This window comes from Absiella sp. AM29-15, assembly GCF_003434225.1.
Taxonomy (GTDB): Bacteria; Bacillota_I; Bacilli_A; order Erysipelotrichales; family Erysipelotrichaceae; genus Hoskinsella; species Hoskinsella hominis.
On the sequence record NZ_QVFL01000006.1, the window covers coordinates 184,831 to 203,219 of the forward strand.

Genomic DNA, 18,389 nt, shown 5'->3' on the forward strand with positions numbered 1-18,389 from the left:
AGTTTCACTTATAATTGTCCTATAAATATTATTTCTTAAATCAATATCTGCACTAGTTTACTGTGCCATTTACTGTGCCGGTTGGCGAAATAAATTAAATGTCTTTTTATATAAATGGAACCATATAAATAGGAATATCTACTACTGAACTTAGTACTAAATAAATCTAAGGATTTATGAGATCTATAATTTCCAGATTTAACTTCTATTGGACATATTTTATTGCCTATTGAAAGTAAGAAATCAATTTCGTATAGACAATTAGAACTATCGCTATCCATTGTATAATAAAATAAATTATTACCATTTGCTAATAACATTTGAGCTACGATATTTTCGTACACATAACCTAAATTTGTATCAAGTTTATTTGACAAGAGTTTACTATAAATCATATTATCGGTAAAGTCCTTATCTTTAAATGCAAGTGTTATGAACAATCCCACATCAGAAAAAAATAGTTTATAACGACTAATATCCTTTTCTACAGCCATACCCACATTAGGATTGTTTGCATGATACGCAATATTTATAGTAAATGAACTAAGCATATCAGGAATTAATTCACGTACTCTATTCGCTCTTATGCCTTCTCTAGCAGTTGATAAGACATATCTTGATGCATTACCGCTTAAATTTGCTAGTATTGCATCGTAAATATCTCCTGCAAGCCCTGTACCATCAATTTTAACAAAATCCTCCTCATATAAATCAATGATTTCTTTACTTGTATGTGCGAAATTGATTAAAATATATGACTTAAATTCATTTTTTAGTGAACTCTTCAGCAATTGTACTTTTCTCGATACGTCTTGCTCCTTTGATTAATAATGCATATTTATTACTTCGATTTTCTTTCCATTCAAGTAAACACTAAAAATACGTAAATCCCCGTTCGAATAGCGTTCAAAAATACGTAAATCACCATTCACATATTTAGGAAATTTAATTACCTATAATTTTATTGAATATGGATATGAGTCTATTATTACCATTCTTAATGTATAAATACATATATTTATCTTTCAAAACCTTTTTCTTTTGGTTTGATTTTATTCTTTTCAAAAGAAAGATGATTTTCTAATATATCATTACAACGTCCTTCATAATTTTTGAAAGCATCTTTATAGTTGGTATAGTAAAATCCTACATCATAACCACCATTACGATTTGGGGAAGTACGCCAAGTTACATATTCATCTTTTCTTTTGTTATATCCTAATACAATCGTATGACTCCCTATAGAAGTTGATGCGATAATATCATATCCAGCATTATTTTCCTTATACATATCCATGATATTTAAATGGTTATTAGAATATATGCTCATAATATTGGAATTAATATCGTTTCTTTGACAATAGGATAGATATGTTTGAAGTCCATCAAAATGTTCTAATTCATCACGCCACTCATCAATGTTACACCATGTATTATCGTGGCATTCTAATGACATATAATCAATTGTATATCCTTATTCAAGTTCAGATAATAGATAACCATCTACATTAAAGTCCCAGTCTGGAATCGGATATACTTCTGACATACTCTTGTCTTTGAATTTAATATATACCATATCATCATTATTTTCTTTTGAAGTTGCATATCCAATGAAATGATGATTATCAGATTTACTCATTTGAAGAATATAATCAATTTTATAATGTTTGTAATGATGATTCTTCAAGATTTTTAAACATTCATTATATGATTCATTCGTCTTCATTGTACTTCCTCATTTCTTTCTTTAAGAAATTCAATATGATCGTGAATAGAATCACTTATATATTTTTCACACGCTCTATGTTCTTTAATTTTTAAATCATAGAAGCGATTGTTATAGTCAATGATAGAAGATTCTAGTTGGTAATAATCTTTTTTATCAATAACTTCATGATGATCATTTAATAGCATAACTGAATAATATCGTTTATCATTTTCATCAAAGCTAGAACCTAATAATAAATATTGATCTCCAATACAATTATCTAAAATAACACCATGATTTCTAAATTCAACATGATAAAAATGAAATAACGCATCAGTACAAATAATTTGAGAAGTATGCTGAATTAATGTTTTATAACAGATTCCAGTTTTTTCACAAAAACTTAGATATTTGTATAATCCGTTTTCATATAAATTTACTTCATAAATGAATTCGTCAATAAAATCCCAAAGACGAGCATGAAAATCTAAGTCCATAAATTTTAAATTATAACCATCATCTAATAATTGCAGTACATAGGACTCCATTTGTGAATCAAATACTTCTTTTTGAAGTTTTGAAAAGTTAATCTCATTTCTTTCTAATATAGTATAAGTATCTCCTAAATTTAATACGACATACTCTACATCCATACATTCATCATAAATTCCAATAATATTTTTAATATCATTACTCAATAGAAATAATAACGATGGTTGAGCAAACTTATCCATAAGATCCTCCTCGAATTTTGCAATTTGCTTTATTAATTTGTTTTTTGTATTTAATAATTCCATAAATAAGCTCCTTTCAATTATTTATATTTATATATAGGAAAAGGGAGAAAATTATTTCTTCTCCCTTAATCTTTGTTGATGTTTTTTTATTGAACGTACTTGGAAATAAATCTTTATAGTAACTAGGAATAATAAGATTCCAACTACACTCCAAGTCATTAAATCAGCGTTATTCATTCGTACCTTCTTTTTTTCTTCTTGATAAGTAGATAGAACCTAATACACCGATTGATGAAATACCAGCTAGCGCTAACCATAAATTAAGATTTGTTTGATCGCCAGTTTCTGGAGTTTTTGGTTTTAATGCATCTTTCATGATAATCTTTTCTCCATGTTCGGCAGTAAAGGTAATACTTTCGGCAATGTCATATCCTTTAGGTGCGATTTTTTCAGTCATGATATATTCTTTACCTTCTACTAGATATTTAATGATGTGTGGTTTATCGGTAGATACCCATTCATCAATTACTTTTCCAGTTTCTTTATCGGTAACTGTAATGGTTGCACCAGGTAATTCTTTACCAGTTGTAATATCTTGTTTACTAAATTGCATTTCTGTTGGAGTGTTCACGCAATTGATTTCTAAAGCATCACCATTTTTCGTAACTTCAACTTTATAGATATGATCATTTAATACATAACCATCAATTTGTTTCGCTTCTTGAATATAGTACGTTCCAAGTTCTAATTCTTCAAAGATAGCAAACCCTTTATCATTTGTTTTAACTGTTTTGATGATTTCACTCATATCTTCTTTTGCAGAAATATTGAATGGCACATCAGATAATACTTTAGATTCATTATCTTTATCCGTCTTTTTCACTTGAATCATACCACGAGCAAGTTCATTATTGATAATTCCATCATTGCCAATCTTTACAGTATACTTAGATACATCTTCACCATGATAAGCAATTTCAAAATCATATTCATTATCATTTAATACATATTGACCATTTGTAGAAAGTTCTTTTAAATAATAAACACCATTTGGTAAATCGAAAGTATCAGCTAATGTTAAATGTCCATCTTCATTTATACCAGAAGTATAAATCATTGTTCCATTTTCAATGGCTACATCACCCATATAGTTATAAATATCTTCACGAGCAAAGATTCCAAATACAATGTCTTTATAAGCATTTGGATTTTTAAAGATTTCTTGTTCTTCTAACATCTTAGTCATATCAATATCTACAGTAGGACGATCATTAACCAATGTTGTTTCAATCGTTTGCAATTCATTGATTTGATTATCTTCTACTTCAAAATAATGTTTTTCAGTATTGTTGATATATCCATGTGGAGTTTTTGTTTCTACATAGTAATAACGACCAACAGGTAATTTCTTACTTAATACTGCATTCCAATCACTTTCTAATGTTTGAATTGCTTCATTTTCTTTATAGTAAGTGTGGTTTCCAATGGTAATATCCTGTGCTGCATAAATAGTAATTTCAGCATTTAAGATATTTGATTCTTCCCATACAGGACTAACAGTTTTACCAAATTCAGTTTGTCCAGTAACTGTTTGCATGAAGATTTCACCAGTCTTATTCCATTTCACTTGACCAAAGACCATTTCATCTTTCATTTCAACCGATTGTACTTCACCAGTATCTTTTACAGTAAATTCAATTTCATTAGCAATCGCATATCCATAAGGAGAACTGATTTCTTCTAAGATATAAGTTGTACCAACTTCTAATCCTTTGATCATATGAGGCTTAACTGTACCATCTTCATTTTTACCATCTTGGCCAGAAATCCATGCATCAAAGATTGCTCCTTTATCGTCTTTAGGATATACGCTCATGAATGCACCTTCGATTTCTTCATCATTCGTAATATCCTTTTTCGATACTTCAATTTTTGTGATTTCATTTTTGAATACTTCCTCAAATGTAATCACTTCTTTATCTTGTCCTTGATATGTTGTATCAATGGAAATGATTTCATCTGTACTTGCATAACCAATAGGAGCTTTGATTTCTTTAATTTCAAGTTTTGCATTGATTGGCAAGTCGGCATTGAAGATAGCTTTACCATTTTCATCCGTTTCTACTCTTTCAATCAATTTTCCTTTTTCAATTAATAATCGTTTAGCACGAGGAGTATTATCAATTCCATAAATATCTTCGCTTGCATATAAACCAAAAGTTGCACCTTTTAATAAAGTATCATCTTCTTTATCTTTCTTAATGACACTTAAATCTACTTTTTGTCTTTGATTTTCATATTCAACATTTTCAAAAACAACAGGTACATTTTCATTCTCGTATGTTAATTCTACTTTCTTGATTTCTTTGTTTAACACAAATCCATCACCAGCATTTTTTTCATAAACTTTGTATTTACCTAAAGGCAATTTTTTAGATTGAGCATAACCATTTTCAGTTGTGATTTCTGCAACCTTTTGCCCTTTTAAATAAATTAAGTCTTTTTGATTATCGGCAGAGTAAATATCTTCATCTGCTTCAATAATGAATGTTGCTCCATCAACAGGTAATTTTTCATAGATAAATTGGATATTTCCATTTTCATCTTCTTTTGTATCAACCAATTGTTCACCAATCTTAGTAATATTGATTTGTCCTTTGACAGATTTATCTTCTTTTGTGACCATGATGATTGATGTTTTTCCATCATCAGCAATTTGATAAGGAGTCGATGTTGATACTTTGAATTTAATCGGTTCCGTATTTAAGACATATCCATAAGGAGCATGAATTTCTTCTAACTGATATTCACCAACTTCTAATGTGCTAGGAGTCGTTACTGTACCAGTTTCATCTGTTTTAAATTCAGTTACATAATGAGGAATAGGGAACCATACCCATTGACCAACATATTCATTTGTATCTAAATTTTTAATTTTAAATGTTGTATCTGGAAGTAAAACAGTTTTTTCAGTTTCTTGATCTATTTTGACTGCTTTAATCAATGCTTTAAATGGAGCATCATTAAATACTCGCCACACTTGTGGCTCTCTTGAATCTTCCGTAATGACAACTTGGAAATCTTCCACTGGCATCATTTCATCAGGTACTTTTGTTTCTTTCACTGTATACGTTCCATAAGGTAATTCGATTGATTTAGCATAACCTTTTTTATCAGTCGTTAAGATATTGTAAGTTCTTGCTTTATCCCACCCAACTTGATTGACTTCACTTGTTAATTTCACAGTAAACTCAGCACCAGCAACTAGATCAGATTCTTCACTTCCTTCAGTAGATACTTTGATGATTTGAAATGCTTGTTTCTTTACTTGTTCTTTTGATGATTGGTTTCTAATAACCACTTCTACATTTTGTCCTTCATAATCACAATGAATGTCATAAACAGTTGGATCAATTAGATATCCTTCACTTGCTTTTGTTTCTTTGAATTGGTAGAAGCCTAAAGGCAATCCTTTCACATCTTCCATGCTTCCTTTTTCATCCGTAATACGAGTAGCAACGACTTCACCTTTAGAATAGAATTTTTTGGTATGTGCTTTATTGTAAATATCTTCAGCAGCAATCAACTGATATTCTGCACCTTTTAAAGTAGCATCACCTTGAGCAGTTCCACCGGTTTCTTTATCTTCTTTTGTTAAAGAGATACTTGCGGTTGGTTCTTTATTAGTTTGTTCAGCATTACCAGTAATAATGGCAGTATGTTGGTCTTTATAAGATAGAGTTACTGTGATAGGTTCTCCATTGAGTAAATATCCATCAGCTGCATGCGTTTCAACAAATGTATATGTTCCAAGTTTTAATCCTGTTAAATGAATTTTTCCACTGTCATCGGTAGTCACATCATTCACATAACCAGTATCACTTGTAACATGATATGTTGTACCTGCAACTCCTGCACTTTTATCATCATTGTATTTTGTTAATGTGATTTCTCCAGTAGGAGCTTTATTTGTAACGACTAAAACATTTTCGCTTGCCTTTTGACCAGCTTTGACTTCAACAGTTCTCACTGAACTATCAAGCAAATATCCTTCAATCGTTGAAATTTCTTTGACTTTATAAGTTCCAACTTCTAAATCAAGTTTTTCTCGCTCACTATCCCAAATACCATCTGAACCAGTTGTAACATTGGATTTACTTCCATCTGGTTTTGTGATTTCAAAGACAACTCCGGGAAGAGCTTGTCCATTTTCATTGACTTTCTTGATTCGCATTCCACCAGATTGTGGGAAGATACGATAAACTTTATAAGTTACCATTCTTGATCCGTGTTTAGTTGATAAATCATCCACATTACTTATCATAACCTGTTTTTGTGGTCCACTAGGCATGTTTTCAGCACAGTGAATAATTTTTCCTTCACCCATATAAAATGCCATATGAAGAGCATCTCCATTTTTATCATAATAGAAAACTAAATCTCCTTTTCTAGCATTCTTAGGATTACTTTCATTAGTTGGATACTGATAAGCAGTAACACCTTTTCCATTCAAAAATTTAATTGCAGTATCTGTTGTGATACGATCAGCACCTAAAGATAATCCTGTTTGTTTTAAAACATAGCTCACATATCCAGAACAGTCAAAACTGTTAGGTCCTGCAGCACCCCAAACATAAGGCTTACCTAAATGTTTCTTTGCTTCATTGATGACATCGTCTGCTTTATTTATCTCAAAGAATGTCGTTTCATTACCTGCTGCATAAACAGGAACAGCAATATTTGAAAATACGGATGAGAATATCATTGCAAATGATGCAGTTAATAACATGATTTTTTTCCATATACCTTTCATTTTAATTTTTCTCCTTTCATGAAAAAAGACACGAGGTATAGTCGTGTCTGTATCAATAGATTCAATTGTTTGTCTACCAAGATGTTTTGAATACGGAGTAATAATATCCATCTACATAGTAAATTGACACCACTCCTTGTGTATTATTTTCTCTTAGTAATATTTCGTTGTGTTCAGGTGAAGTAACCCAAGCACTAAATGGATCTGGAGAATTTGTAATGCATTCTCCATTATCCTGATGCCATAAGGCTCTCGCTTTTGCCATTTCATAAGCATGACTATCTGCTTTTTGTTGATGATAACTAGATTGTGCTAAAGGTTGTAAACCATGTTGTTGTCGATAAGCATTGATTTGGTTCATAACGGCTTGAGCCATTGCTTCTTGTTTGACTGGTTCTTCAACAATTGGAGTTTCAGGAACTTCAACTACTGAGTTATCTTGAGAAGGGGGAGTTGTTGTTTCAACAGGTGGTTTCTCAATAGGTTTAGATTCTTCTTTTGGTTGTTCCTTAACTTCCTCTTTTACAGTCTTATTTGATTCATTTTTCATGTGGATAATCTCTTTTTCATTTACCACTTTACTTTTCTTAATTTCTTGTTTCTGTGTTGTTTTAACATCTTTTTTTGATTTTTCATCTGTCTTCACTTTTTGTGTTTCAATCGTATTCTGGTTTACAGCACTTTCTGTTTTTAAATCTTTTTTAGATTGAGAACTATCATTTTGACTACATCCCGTTATCAAAAGCAATGTCACTAACATCATCAACCATTTTCGTGTTTTCATCTACATTCCTCCATTCATGTAATTTCATTTTAGATTGTTATCTATAAAAGAACTAATGTATAAATCACTCTATTTCTTATTTATACTTATCTAGATATAAGATCTATTTATCTTTTAAGAATGAATTATCTTTCTTTACATACGGAATTTTTCTTCGGTATGTTGAAAGGGGGTTGTAGGGGGAAAACACAGTCACGCTTTTGGGCAGAATGAGGCTGTCATTTTGCAAAAGTCCGGACTTATCCCTTGTTTCAGCCTTTTTTACAAATTTTTAAGTCATAGGTATGAATTTCAAATTTTCATCTTTCTTGACTCCTTTCTTTTTTTCTAGCCCAATCACCCAGTAATTTAATAATTAACTCTTTCTTTTGATTAGGTGTATATGATTTTGGAAAATATTTATTAATTTCCTCCATTTTCAGACTAATCTTTTCTTTTTGATTTGGCTTATCACTCATAAGCATATCCATCATCATGGTTTCATCTAATTCATTCGATTGACTTTTTCGCTTTAATTCTTGTGCTTGTGCAAGACTTGGTGTTGCTAAACAGGTAGTAATACAATCAACTAATTCATTTTGTTCTTTTGTGGTCAAAAAAGATAGTTCATAAGCAGGGTTTAAAGCTATCTTAAAACCATCTTCATGAATACCATCAACCATATCTCTTAATGGCTTAACAAGATAAGTTAATCGAATATATCTTTGTATTTGTGAACGAGTAGCATTCATTTCATCGGCTAATAATTCTACTGAATATTTTCCATTCAACTTCTGCCCAACTTGGGTAGAAGTTATATTTGGGCGTTTTCCTTGATGTTTCATTGCCTCTAATTTCATTCGATAAGCATAACCACGCTCAGTAGGTAAGATGTTTTCACGCTGAATATTGCTATCTACCATGATAATTGTTGCTTGGTCATCATCTAATTCACGAACAATAGCATCAATCTCATTCGCACCTGTTTTTTCTAAGGCAAACATTCTACGATGTCCGGACACCATTTCATATCCTTTGCCATCTTTGTCTGGACGAACAAGTACTGGAACTAATACACCATTATCATGAATACTTTCAATAAGTTTTGTCATATCTTCATCTAATCGAACACCAAAAGGATGATTGTTAAACTCGTGAATTTCACTTATTGGTATTTTCATTACTTTTTCTAATTGAGCATCTTGTCTTTGTTCTTCAGTAGTAAATAGATCATCGAGTGAACTCATGTCTAGTTTTGGTAATGTTTTTGCCAATTTGCTCCACCTCCTTTGCTAATCTACGATAGGCTAAAGAAGATTCTGCATTAGGGGCATATTGAATAGGACTTTGACCAGATAATGCTGCTTCACTTGTCTTAATCGCTCTAGGAATCTCCGTTTTAAATACTCGAATAAACTTACCATAATTTTCTCTTACTTCATTTGCAATATGTTTTGATAAGTTTGTTCTTGCATCTGTCATTGTGATTAAGATTCCATCAATTTTTAAATTAGGATTAATTTGTTTCTTTGCAGTAGCAATCGTATGCAGTAAATCATTCAATCCGTCAGTAGCATATGGTTCGGCTTGAACTGGAATGATTATGCTATCTGCTGCTACTAAGCCATTAATCGTAAATAAATTTAATGCTGGATTACTATCTATTAGAATGTAATCATAATCATCTTTGATTTTATCTAATACTCTTTTAAATACAGTTTCACGACTCATGACACTTGATAATTGAATGTCTGCTCCGGATAGAGAAATGTTTGATGGTAATAAATCAAATTTCTCATTTGTGTGAATGATAGAATCACGATAATCAACATCAACTTCATTAATCTCATTAAACAGTAAATCTTTAATACTTTGTTGATAAGAGTCAGGACTTCTATAACCTAGTCCTTTAGTAAGGCTTCCTTGCGGATCGAAGTCAACTATGAGGACTTTTTTATTGTCTTGAGCAAGACAAACACCTAAGCATACAGATGTTACTGTTTTTCCCACACCTCCTTTTTGATTGGCAATCGCAATCACTTTACATTTGTTTTCCATAAAAAAACTCCTTTCTACATAACCAAACGCTTGAAATGGATATGTAAGAAGGAAAATTAGAAAAAATTTTTTTAATTTTTTTCATTAAAATAAATACACTTCACTAAAAATGCGACAACTGCACTCCAAATAATTTAAAGAGAAGCATTGAAGTACCTACAAATCAAAAATTCGTACCGTTGTTTATAATTTTCTTTCCAATAAAATAGAGCCTGTAAGTATATATAGGGTGTTTCCCAACTACTTACATTTCATGAAAGGAGAATTAAAATGACTATTTATTACAAAGATAAAACCTTACCCAATAGGTTTAAAGAATGTCGATTAAAAGCTGGTCTATCACAACCAGAACTCAGTACTGCCTTAGGATTTAAGGGCGGAAAAGCAACTATTGGATGCTATGAACGAAATTTACGTCTGCCCAATGTTACAACTTTAATCAAAATGAAAAACATTTTTGATGTATCTCTTGATTATCTCTTATGTTTAGATGATTACTCATCTCATATAGAATATGCAAAATCTAAATTAAGATTAAATGATGAACTTCTAGAATTACTATTTGAAATATCTAGTAATAAAGAATTAACTCAAAAAGTTAATTGGTTTGTTCAACATGAACTTAGAAAGGAAATTCTAAATTATGAAAATCAATCAAATAAACAATCGATTTAAAGTAGCGAGAATAAATGCTGGCTATTCCCAACGTGATGTTTCTAGAATTTTAAAATTTGTTAGTTTCCAAGCTTTATCTCACTACGAACATGGGCTTTGTATTCCCAGCAATAAAATCCTATATGCTCTACCAAAACTCTATTATGTTTCTTTAGATTATCTTTTAAACGAAGATAATTTTCGAAACCATGATGAATTTATCCAAATAAAATTAGGATTAGATGAAAAATCAATTTCTATTTTAACTATTGACTCTGATTACACTATTAGAAATCATATTTTAAAAAACTACATTTTAACTATACAAACAAGGAGCGTGAAATAATATGTCAATACAAGAAAGAAAAACTAAAACTGGAATTAGTTTTAGAATTACTGCATATGACGGATATAAAATAGATAATAATGGTAACTATAGACAAGTAAGAAAAACTAAAACCTTTAAACCTCCAAAAGATATGCCACTACGACAAGCTAGAAAGATAGCTCAACAAATGGAGCTTGATTTTACAGATCAATATAAAAAAAATCAAGCAAGTGGTGTTAGCATGAAACTATCTGAAGTATGGGATTGGTTTAGTAAATATTACGCTCCAAACTATCTAAGAGAATCCACGCAAGAAACGATGCGAAATATCGTTGAAGCAAAGATTCTACCAGAAATAGGACATATAAAGTTAGGTGACTTTTCACCTAATAGAATTACCGCCTTTTTATATGATGTTGCTATATATAAAGATAAAGATGGTAAACCTATTAAACCAACAAAATACTATAAAGATTCTTACACCCAACTGATTTTTTCTAAATTACACACACTCTTTGACATTGCAGTTAAGCAAGGTTGGATCAAAGATAATCCTTGTACAAATGCGATAAAGCCAAAAAGAAACAAAACTCAAAAACTTCCCCCGTTCGAAATTAATCAAATTAAAGATTTATTGAAACGTAGTGAAAATTTTGATACCTATAATGCTGTGATTCACTTTCAACTATACACAGGTATGAGAATTGGAGAAACACTAGCACTTACGTGGGATGATATTGATTTTGAAAAACGTACCATCAATATTAACAAAACAATCAACTATGTTAAAGGTGAGTTTAAAATTGGTCCTCCAAAAACAGATAACAGTTACCGAATACTAGGAATGAACAACACAGTGTATAGTCTTCTTCAACAAATCAAAGAAGAACAAGATAAAATGAAAAAAGCATTAAAAGATGTCTGGCAAGATTTAAATTTAGTATTTACTCAAGATACTGGTGGCTATATCCAAAAAGCAAATATAAATAATAGATTAAGTTCATTAAAAAAAGGAACAAACTATGAATATATCACTGTTCATTCCTTACGTCATGCAAATGCAACTTTACTATTAATGAATGGAGTTGATTTAAAAATTGTATCTGCCCATTTAGGTCATAACGATATTCAAACAACTGCGAACGTTTACATTGATGTCTTAAAATCGCAACAACAAGTCGTTGCACAATTAATTGAATTTAATCTTGAATCATAAGTATTTTTATTCAAATTAATCAACCATAAACAACTTTAAACACCAAATAAACACCAAAAATATTTATATATACAAAAAGCGCCCTATTTATCGGCACTTTTTGACTGATTTTATTATTCTACACCAATGATGAAGCTGTAAACTGGTTGTTCCCCATTATTTACTTCTACTTCAACATCATATTTATCTTCGATATAAGATACAATTTCATTTGCTTCTTCTTCTTTTACATCTTCACCATAGATCAATGTCACGATTTCACTGTCATCATCTATCATGGTATCAATTAATTGACGCGTTGTTTCCATTTTATCAGGAAGAGATACAACAATATCTTTTTCCTTAATACCCATAAACTCTCCAGCTTTGATTTCCATTCCTTCAAATGTTGTATCTTTGATTGCATATGTTACCTGACCAGTTTTCACAAGTTCGATAGCATCGCTCATTTCAGATAAGTTCATATCGAAATCAACATCTGGATTAAACATAATACAAGCACTTAATCCCTGAGGAATCGTCTTTGTTGGAATCACATGAATATTTTGATCTTCACAAACAGTTGCGGCTTGCTGAGCAGCAAGTACAATATTAGAATTGTTTGGTAGAATGAAGATATTATCTGCATTTACCTTATGAACAGCTTCTACAAAATCTTCTGTAGAAGGATTCATCGTCTGACCACCACTAATGACATAATCAGCACGCAATTCTGTAAACATCTCTTTTAAGCCTTCTCCTGCAGCAACCGTAATGATTGCATATTTAGATCTAGGTTTTTCTTCTTCTTCAACCTTTTCTACAGTCGCATTCATCATGATATTCTCATGCTGCTCCTGCATATTTTCAACTTTTAATTTTGCAAATTCACCATAACGCTGTCCAAGATTTAAAGCATCTCCTGGTGTTAAAGTATGAACATGTACTTTTACGATATCATCATCACGAACACATACGATAGAATTACCAATACGAGCAAGTGAGTCACGTAATGCTTCTTCTTTGAAAGTCATTTGTGCATGTTCACTTAAACGGATAATGAATTCTGTACAATAACCATATTCTTCACTTTCCATTCCAGCGCCGGCAACTTCACTGGTACCTGTACTTTCTTCTTTCTGAATAACTGTTCCTTTTAATGCGGAAACAAATCCTTCAAAAATTGTGACTAAACCAGCACCACCACTATCCACAACACCAACTTCTGCCAAAACAGGCAATAATTCTGGTGTACGTTTCAAACTTTCTTTTGCTTCTTCTAACATTTTTTCCATAACCTGTAAACAAGTTACATTTTCTGTAGAAGTCGCATAAGCATATGTGTAATCCGCTGCTTCACGTACAACTGTTAAAATAGTTCCCTCTACTGGACGCATAACGGCTTTATAAGCAACACGACTTCCTGTCACAAGCGCATTGGCAAGCTGGAAACCATTGATCTCACGCATACCATCAACACCCTGATACAAACCACGGAAAATCTGTGATGTGATAACACCTGAGTTACCACGTGCCCCCATCAATAATCCTTTTGATAATACTTTTGCGATTTCACATACATCATCACTTGTACATGCAAGTGCTTCTTTTACACCAGCATTAAATGTCAATGACATGTTTGTTCCGGTATCCCCATCTGGAACAGGGAATACGTTTAATGCGTCGATTTCACTGAATTTGTTGGTTAACAGATTTGCTCCGCTTGCCAGCATATCCTTAAATATTTGTCCATTAATTATTTCCATAGTGCTCTACCTACTTCATTACTTTCACATCTTGTACATAAACATTGATTTTTTCAAAGTCCAGTTCCAATGATTTTTCCAATGTATATTTAACACGTTCCTGTACTTCATGAACGACCTCGCTGATCTTCACTCCATGTGAAACGATAATGTATAAATCTAGTTCCAATGCGTTATCTTTCTGATTGACAACGACACCTTTTGCGTAATTTTCTTTTCCCAGCAATTCAGCAATTCCATCTTTTACAAACTTCTGGCTTGCCATTCCAACAACACCATAACATTCGCTTACGACACCACCAGCCAAAGATGCGATTGCATCGATAGAAATATTGATATTTCCATACTGTGTACTTTTAGAGATTGACATAATATTCCTCCTTACATCTTAGTTATTATATCAAATAACCTTAGAAATTCCAACTAATCTATATGAAATCCATGATTTTTAGGTTAAAATGACGAACAATCTTCTGTATGAATGTTTGCTGTAGCATCATCCATCACTACACAAAGACGTTTCTTTTTCCCTTCTTTGATATTTTTCAATACCACTTCCTTATAATCCTTTAACAATGGCATGGAAGCATAATCCGTATATATAAAGTTTCCATCCTGCATAACAAGTTTTACCATGTTTGCATCATAGCTTGCTTTATACGGGTGTATTTCAGATATCATGGATATCATTTCTTGTGATACTTCACGGTCTTTCACGGCAAAGCTTTTTGCCAGATTTACTAACTGCTTGTCGTCAAAACCATCAATCAAAGGAAAGTTTGCGATAACAGAAAGATTATCCTGTGTGATTTCTTTAGTAGATCCATCCTCCAGCAATACATAGTTTTTTTCATCTTTCACGAAATATCCTATACTTGTTTTTTCTTTGATATGGATATGAATGGATCCGTTAGCTTTTGTTACCTCTGCATCCTTTATCATGTCATCCTGTTTCAGTTTATATTCAATATACAGCTTTGGCATGACTATGTATCTGGTATTATAAGAAAGATTTGCTTTCTTCAATACCATATTTTTCGTGTAAAACAAATTGCCATTTACATCCAGACTTTTTACCTTACTGGAATCACTTGTAAAATACAAAGCTCCACTCAGCAATAAGACGGATAAAACAATCAGACGAATCTTTCTGCGTCTTTTTTTACGTTTCTTTTTTTTATTCTGCAAGGCAAGAAACTTGGCTTCGACATCGTTATATAATAAATCGTTTATATCTTCCAATTAAAGCGCTCAACTTCCGTTATCAAATCAATGCCGAATCGTTCCTTGACTTCTTTTTGAATCATTTCTACCAGTTCTTTGATATCCTTAGCACTTGCCCCATCATCGTTAACGATGAAATTGGCGTGTTTATCACTCACCATTGCACCACCGATTTTCTTACCACGAAAACCGATTTTTTCAATCAATTCCCAAGCCTGTGCACTTTCAGGATTACGAAACATACTGCCAGCACTTGGCTTATCCAGTGGTTGTGAATCCATTCTACGCTTTCTGCGGGAATCCATTAAATCACGAATTTCTTTTTGATCACCAGGCTGTAATTTCATACGTGCTCCTAAAATAATCCAGTCACGGTGTACCTGGAAATCACTGTGGCGATAGTGAAAATCAAGTTCTTCTTTTGGGATTTTCACAATTGTGCCATCTTTTAAAGCATATACTTCTTCAATAATCTGTGAAAAATCACTCTTATATGCACCAGCATTCATAAAGATTGCTCCACCAATGGTTCCTGGTATCCCACTTGCAAATTCAAGTCCGCTAAAGGAATTTTTCATTGCTTCATGAGCCAGCAATACAGTACTACATCCAGCCTGAGCAACAACGGTGCCATCTTCTTCAAAATAGCTATCCGTAAAATAACGGTCTAAATTGATGATTGCACCCTCATAATCATCATCACTACACAGGATATTGCTTCCCTTGCCAAATATTTTTACAGGAATCTGTTCTTCTTTCAGGATATCCAATATTCTAAGTAAGCCCAACTCACTTTTTGGATAAATATAATATTTACAGTTCCCGCCAATACGAAAAGTCGTTTTCTTGCTTAACGAGATATTACTTTCTACATCTCCATAAGCCTGTAAGCGTTTCTCTAATATCATTTATCTTTCACCTTTACCATTTCTTCACACCATGCCAATATATCCGAACTTGCGTTTGGTTTCCCTAAAGACAAAGCGTTTTCTCTCATCGTTTTTTGTAATTCACGATTACCCATAATCTGATTGATTTTTTCTTTCAGCGTATTCGCATTCAAATCTTTTTCTTCAATCATAAATGCAGCATGCTGATCAACCAGTACTGAAGCGTTATAAAACTGATGGTTATGTGCAACATATGGACTTGGAATTAAAATACTTGGCGTCCCTAATGCCGTAATTTCTGCGGCTGTTGTCGCCCCAGCACGACATACGATCAAATCAACATGTTCCATAATTTCCAGCTGTTTCACATAATCAACAACAATAATATTTTTCTGATGAACACTTGCCTTGATTTCTTTGTAATTGTTCTTTCCTGTCACAAAAAGAATCTGATATTTTTCATCAACCTGTGGAAGTGCATCCTTCATAATTTCGTTTACACTGGTACTACCCAAAGATCCCATAACCACCAAAATAGTCGGTTTTTCCATTGATAAGCCCAATGATGTAAAATATTGTGCATCAAATTTTACATTGATTGCACTTGTTGCACGAGGATTTCCAAGCAGACGAGTATGTTCTCTGCCAAATTCCTCATAGCATTTTTCATAACAAATAACGATTCCATCCATCTTTTTTGCGACCATTTTATTTGAAACACCAACAATAGAATTTTGTTCATGTATCATCGTTTTTACATGGCGTTTATGTGCAGCAAGCATGACTGGTGCACTGACATAACCTCCAAATCCAATCGCAATATCTGGTTGAAACTCGTCTATGATGCGAAGTGCCTTTCGATAAGCCTTCATCATTAACAGAATGGCTTTTGCCTTCTGCATTGGATTGCCTACTAATCCACTGGCATGCAGTGCACGAAATGCATATCCTTGTGCAGGTACCACTTCACTTTCCATTCGATCATCGTTCCCTACGAATAGAATTTCTATATCTTTATATTGACTTTTGGCAGCATCCGCTAACGCCAGGGCAGGATAAATATGTCCCCCTGTGCCACCTGTGGCAATCAGCATTCTCATCTCATCACTCCTTGTTTTTTATTATACCATGTATCTTGTATTTCCGTTAGTATTTTTTGTGTTTTTCTATTACTCTTCATTCGCAATACTGGCGAGTAACCCCATACTTCCCATCATAACCACAAGCGAGCTTCCACCATAGGAAATAAATGGAAGTGTGATGCCCGTTACTGGAAATAAGCCGACAACAACGCCTAAATTGATCATTACCTGAATGGCGAACAATGAAATCAATCCTATCGCTACATAACATAAATAGGGATCCACACAGTTTTTCGCAATCTTTACACCTTCATAAATAACTAGCAGGAATAGCAGAATCAAAAACACACATCCGATAAAGCCAAATTCTTCCGCAAATATCGCAAATATAAAATCAGTCTGTGGCTCTGGAAGATAAAAATGCTTCTGCATACTGTTATCAAAACCAACACCTAAGATGCCGCCAGGACTTATCGCAAATAAAGATTGTATGATTTGAAATCCTGCACCTAATGGATCTTTCCATGGGTCCAGAAAAGATGTGATACGGGCAAGTCGATAAGGTGCAGATAATATTAAACCACCCAATCCCGCAACACCCAGCATTCCTACTCTCACAAAATAAGAGATTGGTGAATCTGCGGCCAGCACCATAACAACAATAGAACATACCATAACGATTCCACTGCCAAAATCCGGCTGAAGAAGAATTAATCCAAAGCCTAATGCTACCAAAAAACATGGAAAGATTAAATCTTTTTTAAACGTTTTGATACGATAGCGTTTTGCCAGATGATCTGCGACATATAAGATGATGGCGATTTTGAAAAATTCTGATGGCTGTATCAAAAATGACCCAACCCCAAACCAGCTTCGTGATCCGTTTCGCTGTACACCTAAGCCCGGTATTAAAACCAACAATAATGCAACTGTACAAATGATAAAGAAGATTTTCGCATGTCCTCTTAATTTTGTTAAAGATATTTTACTGCTCATCCACATCACAAAGAATCCAATCAACGCAAACACTGCCTGACGGCTCATAAAATACATGGAATCATTGAATTTTGCCTGTGCCCATACACGAGAACTACTGCCAACCATGATGACACCAATCACAACCAGTATTAATATCTCAATTGTTAGTCGTCTGCTTTTTTTATTGAACATG

Annotated in this window: 17 protein-coding genes; 3 read left to right on the forward strand and 14 right to left on the reverse strand. The window is 32.7% G+C overall.

Annotated features, from left to right (window positions below):
- Positions 1-35 precede the first annotated feature (35 nt).
- The 8 genes from DW761_RS08350 to DW761_RS08385 all read right to left on the reverse strand — a co-directional run bounded on the left by DW761_RS08350 (position 36) and on the right by DW761_RS08385 (position 10,079).
- Positions 36-791: a DUF4143 domain-containing protein gene (locus DW761_RS08350; protein ID WP_233513061.1), complete on the reverse strand. Its 756-nt coding sequence runs from the start codon at positions 789-791 to the stop codon at positions 36-38.
- 227 nt (positions 792-1,018) lie between these two features.
- Positions 1,019-1,456 carry a hypothetical protein gene (locus tag DW761_RS08355; RefSeq protein ID WP_117517503.1) on the reverse strand — a complete coding sequence of 146 codons (438 nt, stop codon included), beginning with the start codon at positions 1,454-1,456 and terminating at the stop codon, positions 1,019-1,021.
- A gap of 18 nt (positions 1,457-1,474) precedes the next feature.
- A complete protein-coding gene (locus DW761_RS08360) occupies positions 1,475-1,726 on the reverse strand; it encodes a hypothetical protein (RefSeq protein ID WP_117517505.1) in 252 nt (83 codons plus the stop codon).
- A complete protein-coding gene (locus DW761_RS08365; RefSeq protein WP_117517507.1) occupies positions 1,723-2,505 on the reverse strand; it encodes a hypothetical protein in 783 nt (260 codons plus the stop codon). The genes DW761_RS08360 and DW761_RS08365 overlap by 4 nt, the downstream gene beginning before the upstream one ends.
- Before the next feature lie 169 nt (positions 2,506-2,674).
- On the reverse strand, positions 2,675-7,258 hold the full coding sequence (locus tag DW761_RS08370; RefSeq protein WP_158553776.1) for a SpaA isopeptide-forming pilin-related protein: 4,584 nt from the start codon (positions 7,256-7,258) through the stop codon (positions 2,675-2,677).
- Between the two features lie 73 nt (positions 7,259-7,331).
- Complete coding sequence (locus DW761_RS08375; protein ID WP_117517511.1) at positions 7,332-8,042, reverse strand: CAP domain-containing protein; 711 nt, start codon at positions 8,040-8,042, stop codon at positions 7,332-7,334.
- A 299-nt stretch (positions 8,043-8,341) separates the two neighbouring features.
- Positions 8,342-9,295: a ParB/RepB/Spo0J family partition protein gene (locus tag DW761_RS08380; RefSeq protein ID WP_374011428.1), complete on the reverse strand. Its 954-nt coding sequence runs from the start codon at positions 9,293-9,295 to the stop codon at positions 8,342-8,344.
- Entirely contained in the window at positions 9,252-10,079 is an 828-nt protein-coding gene (locus tag DW761_RS08385) for a ParA family protein (RefSeq protein ID WP_117517513.1), read from the reverse strand. Before DW761_RS08385 ends, DW761_RS08380 begins: the two co-directional genes overlap by 44 nt.
- Positions 10,080-10,349: 270 nt before the next feature.
- Here DW761_RS08385 and DW761_RS08390 point away from each other — a divergent pair, with 270 nt between their 5' ends.
- From DW761_RS08390 to DW761_RS08400, 3 genes are read left to right on the forward strand one after another with little or no spacing between them, the layout of a single operon-like run.
- A complete protein-coding gene (locus tag DW761_RS08390; protein WP_117517515.1) occupies positions 10,350-10,754 on the forward strand; it encodes a helix-turn-helix domain-containing protein in 405 nt (134 codons plus the stop codon).
- The gene (locus DW761_RS08395) at positions 10,723-11,079 is read left to right on the forward strand and encodes a helix-turn-helix domain-containing protein (protein WP_117517517.1); all 357 of its coding nucleotides are present in this window, start codon (positions 10,723-10,725) and stop codon (positions 11,077-11,079) included. The genes DW761_RS08390 and DW761_RS08395 overlap by 32 nt, the downstream gene beginning before the upstream one ends.
- Before the next feature lies 1 nt (position 11,080).
- Entirely contained in the window at positions 11,081-12,277 is a 1,197-nt protein-coding gene (locus tag DW761_RS08400) for a site-specific integrase (RefSeq protein WP_117517519.1), read from the forward strand.
- 113 nt (positions 12,278-12,390) lie between these two features.
- Here the strand turns inward: DW761_RS08400 and DW761_RS08405 are convergent, their stop codons facing one another.
- The 6 genes from DW761_RS08405 to ftsW all read right to left on the reverse strand — a co-directional run bounded on the left by DW761_RS08405 (position 12,391) and on the right by ftsW (position 18,388).
- Positions 12,391-14,022, reverse strand: coding sequence for a DAK2 domain-containing protein (locus DW761_RS08405; RefSeq protein WP_117453527.1), 1,632 nt, complete (start codon positions 14,020-14,022; stop codon positions 12,391-12,393).
- A gap of 10 nt (positions 14,023-14,032) precedes the next feature.
- Positions 14,033-14,392: an Asp23/Gls24 family envelope stress response protein gene (locus tag DW761_RS08410; protein WP_117453526.1), complete on the reverse strand. Its 360-nt coding sequence runs from the start codon at positions 14,390-14,392 to the stop codon at positions 14,033-14,035.
- Between the two features lie 83 nt (positions 14,393-14,475).
- On the reverse strand, positions 14,476-15,264 hold the full coding sequence (locus DW761_RS08415) for a cell division protein FtsQ/DivIB (protein WP_117453525.1): 789 nt from the start codon (positions 15,262-15,264) through the stop codon (positions 14,476-14,478).
- On the reverse strand, positions 15,252-16,154 hold the full coding sequence (gene murB / locus DW761_RS08420) for a UDP-N-acetylmuramate dehydrogenase (protein WP_117453524.1): 903 nt from the start codon (positions 16,152-16,154) through the stop codon (positions 15,252-15,254). The genes DW761_RS08415 and murB overlap by 13 nt, the downstream gene beginning before the upstream one ends.
- Positions 16,151-17,236, reverse strand: a complete 1,086-nt coding sequence (gene murG, locus DW761_RS08425) for an undecaprenyldiphospho-muramoylpentapeptide beta-N-acetylglucosaminyltransferase (protein WP_117453523.1) — start codon at positions 17,234-17,236, stop codon at positions 16,151-16,153. Before murG ends, murB begins: the two co-directional genes overlap by 4 nt.
- 69 nt (positions 17,237-17,305) lie before the next feature.
- On the reverse strand, positions 17,306-18,388 hold the full coding sequence (gene ftsW / locus DW761_RS08430) for a putative lipid II flippase FtsW (RefSeq protein WP_117517521.1): 1,083 nt from the start codon (positions 18,386-18,388) through the stop codon (positions 17,306-17,308).
- Position 18,389 lies beyond the last annotated feature (1 nt).

What these genes read in the sequence shown, in the direction of transcription:
- DW761_RS08355 (WP_117517503.1), bottom strand. Translation starts at nt 1,456, where the DNA reads ATGTCATTAGAATGCCACGATAATACATGGTGTAACATTGATGAGTGG.
- DW761_RS08360 (WP_117517505.1), bottom strand. Translation starts at nt 1,726, where the DNA reads ATGAAGACGAATGAATCATATAATGAATGTTTAAAAATCTTGAAGAAT.
- DW761_RS08365 (WP_117517507.1), bottom strand. Translation starts at nt 2,505, where the DNA reads ATGGAATTATTAAATACAAAAAACAAATTAATAAAGCAAATTGCAAAA.
- DW761_RS08370 (WP_158553776.1), bottom strand. Translation starts at nt 7,258, where the DNA reads ATGAAAGGTATATGGAAAAAAATCATGTTATTAACTGCATCATTTGCA.
- DW761_RS08375 (WP_117517511.1), bottom strand. Translation starts at nt 8,042, where the DNA reads ATGAAAACACGAAAATGGTTGATGATGTTAGTGACATTGCTTTTGATA.
- DW761_RS08385 (WP_117517513.1), bottom strand. Translation starts at nt 10,079, where the DNA reads ATGGAAAACAAATGTAAAGTGATTGCGATTGCCAATCAAAAAGGAGGT.
- DW761_RS08390 (WP_117517515.1), top strand. Translation starts at nt 10,350, where the DNA reads ATGACTATTTATTACAAAGATAAAACCTTACCCAATAGGTTTAAAGAA.
- DW761_RS08395 (WP_117517517.1), top strand. Translation starts at nt 10,723, where the DNA reads ATGAAAATCAATCAAATAAACAATCGATTTAAAGTAGCGAGAATAAAT.
- DW761_RS08400 (WP_117517519.1), top strand. Translation starts at nt 11,081, where the DNA reads ATGTCAATACAAGAAAGAAAAACTAAAACTGGAATTAGTTTTAGAATT.
- DW761_RS08405 (WP_117453527.1), bottom strand. Translation starts at nt 14,022, where the DNA reads ATGGAAATAATTAATGGACAAATATTTAAGGATATGCTGGCAAGCGGA.
- DW761_RS08410 (WP_117453526.1), bottom strand. Translation starts at nt 14,392, where the DNA reads ATGTCAATCTCTAAAAGTACACAGTATGGAAATATCAATATTTCTATC.
- murB (WP_117453524.1), bottom strand. Translation starts at nt 16,154, where the DNA reads ATGATATTAGAGAAACGCTTACAGGCTTATGGAGATGTAGAAAGTAAT.
- murG (WP_117453523.1), bottom strand. Translation starts at nt 17,236, where the DNA reads ATGAGAATGCTGATTGCCACAGGTGGCACAGGGGGACATATTTATCCT.
- ftsW (WP_117517521.1), bottom strand. Translation starts at nt 18,388, where the DNA reads ATGTTCAATAAAAAAAGCAGACGACTAACAATTGAGATATTAATACTG.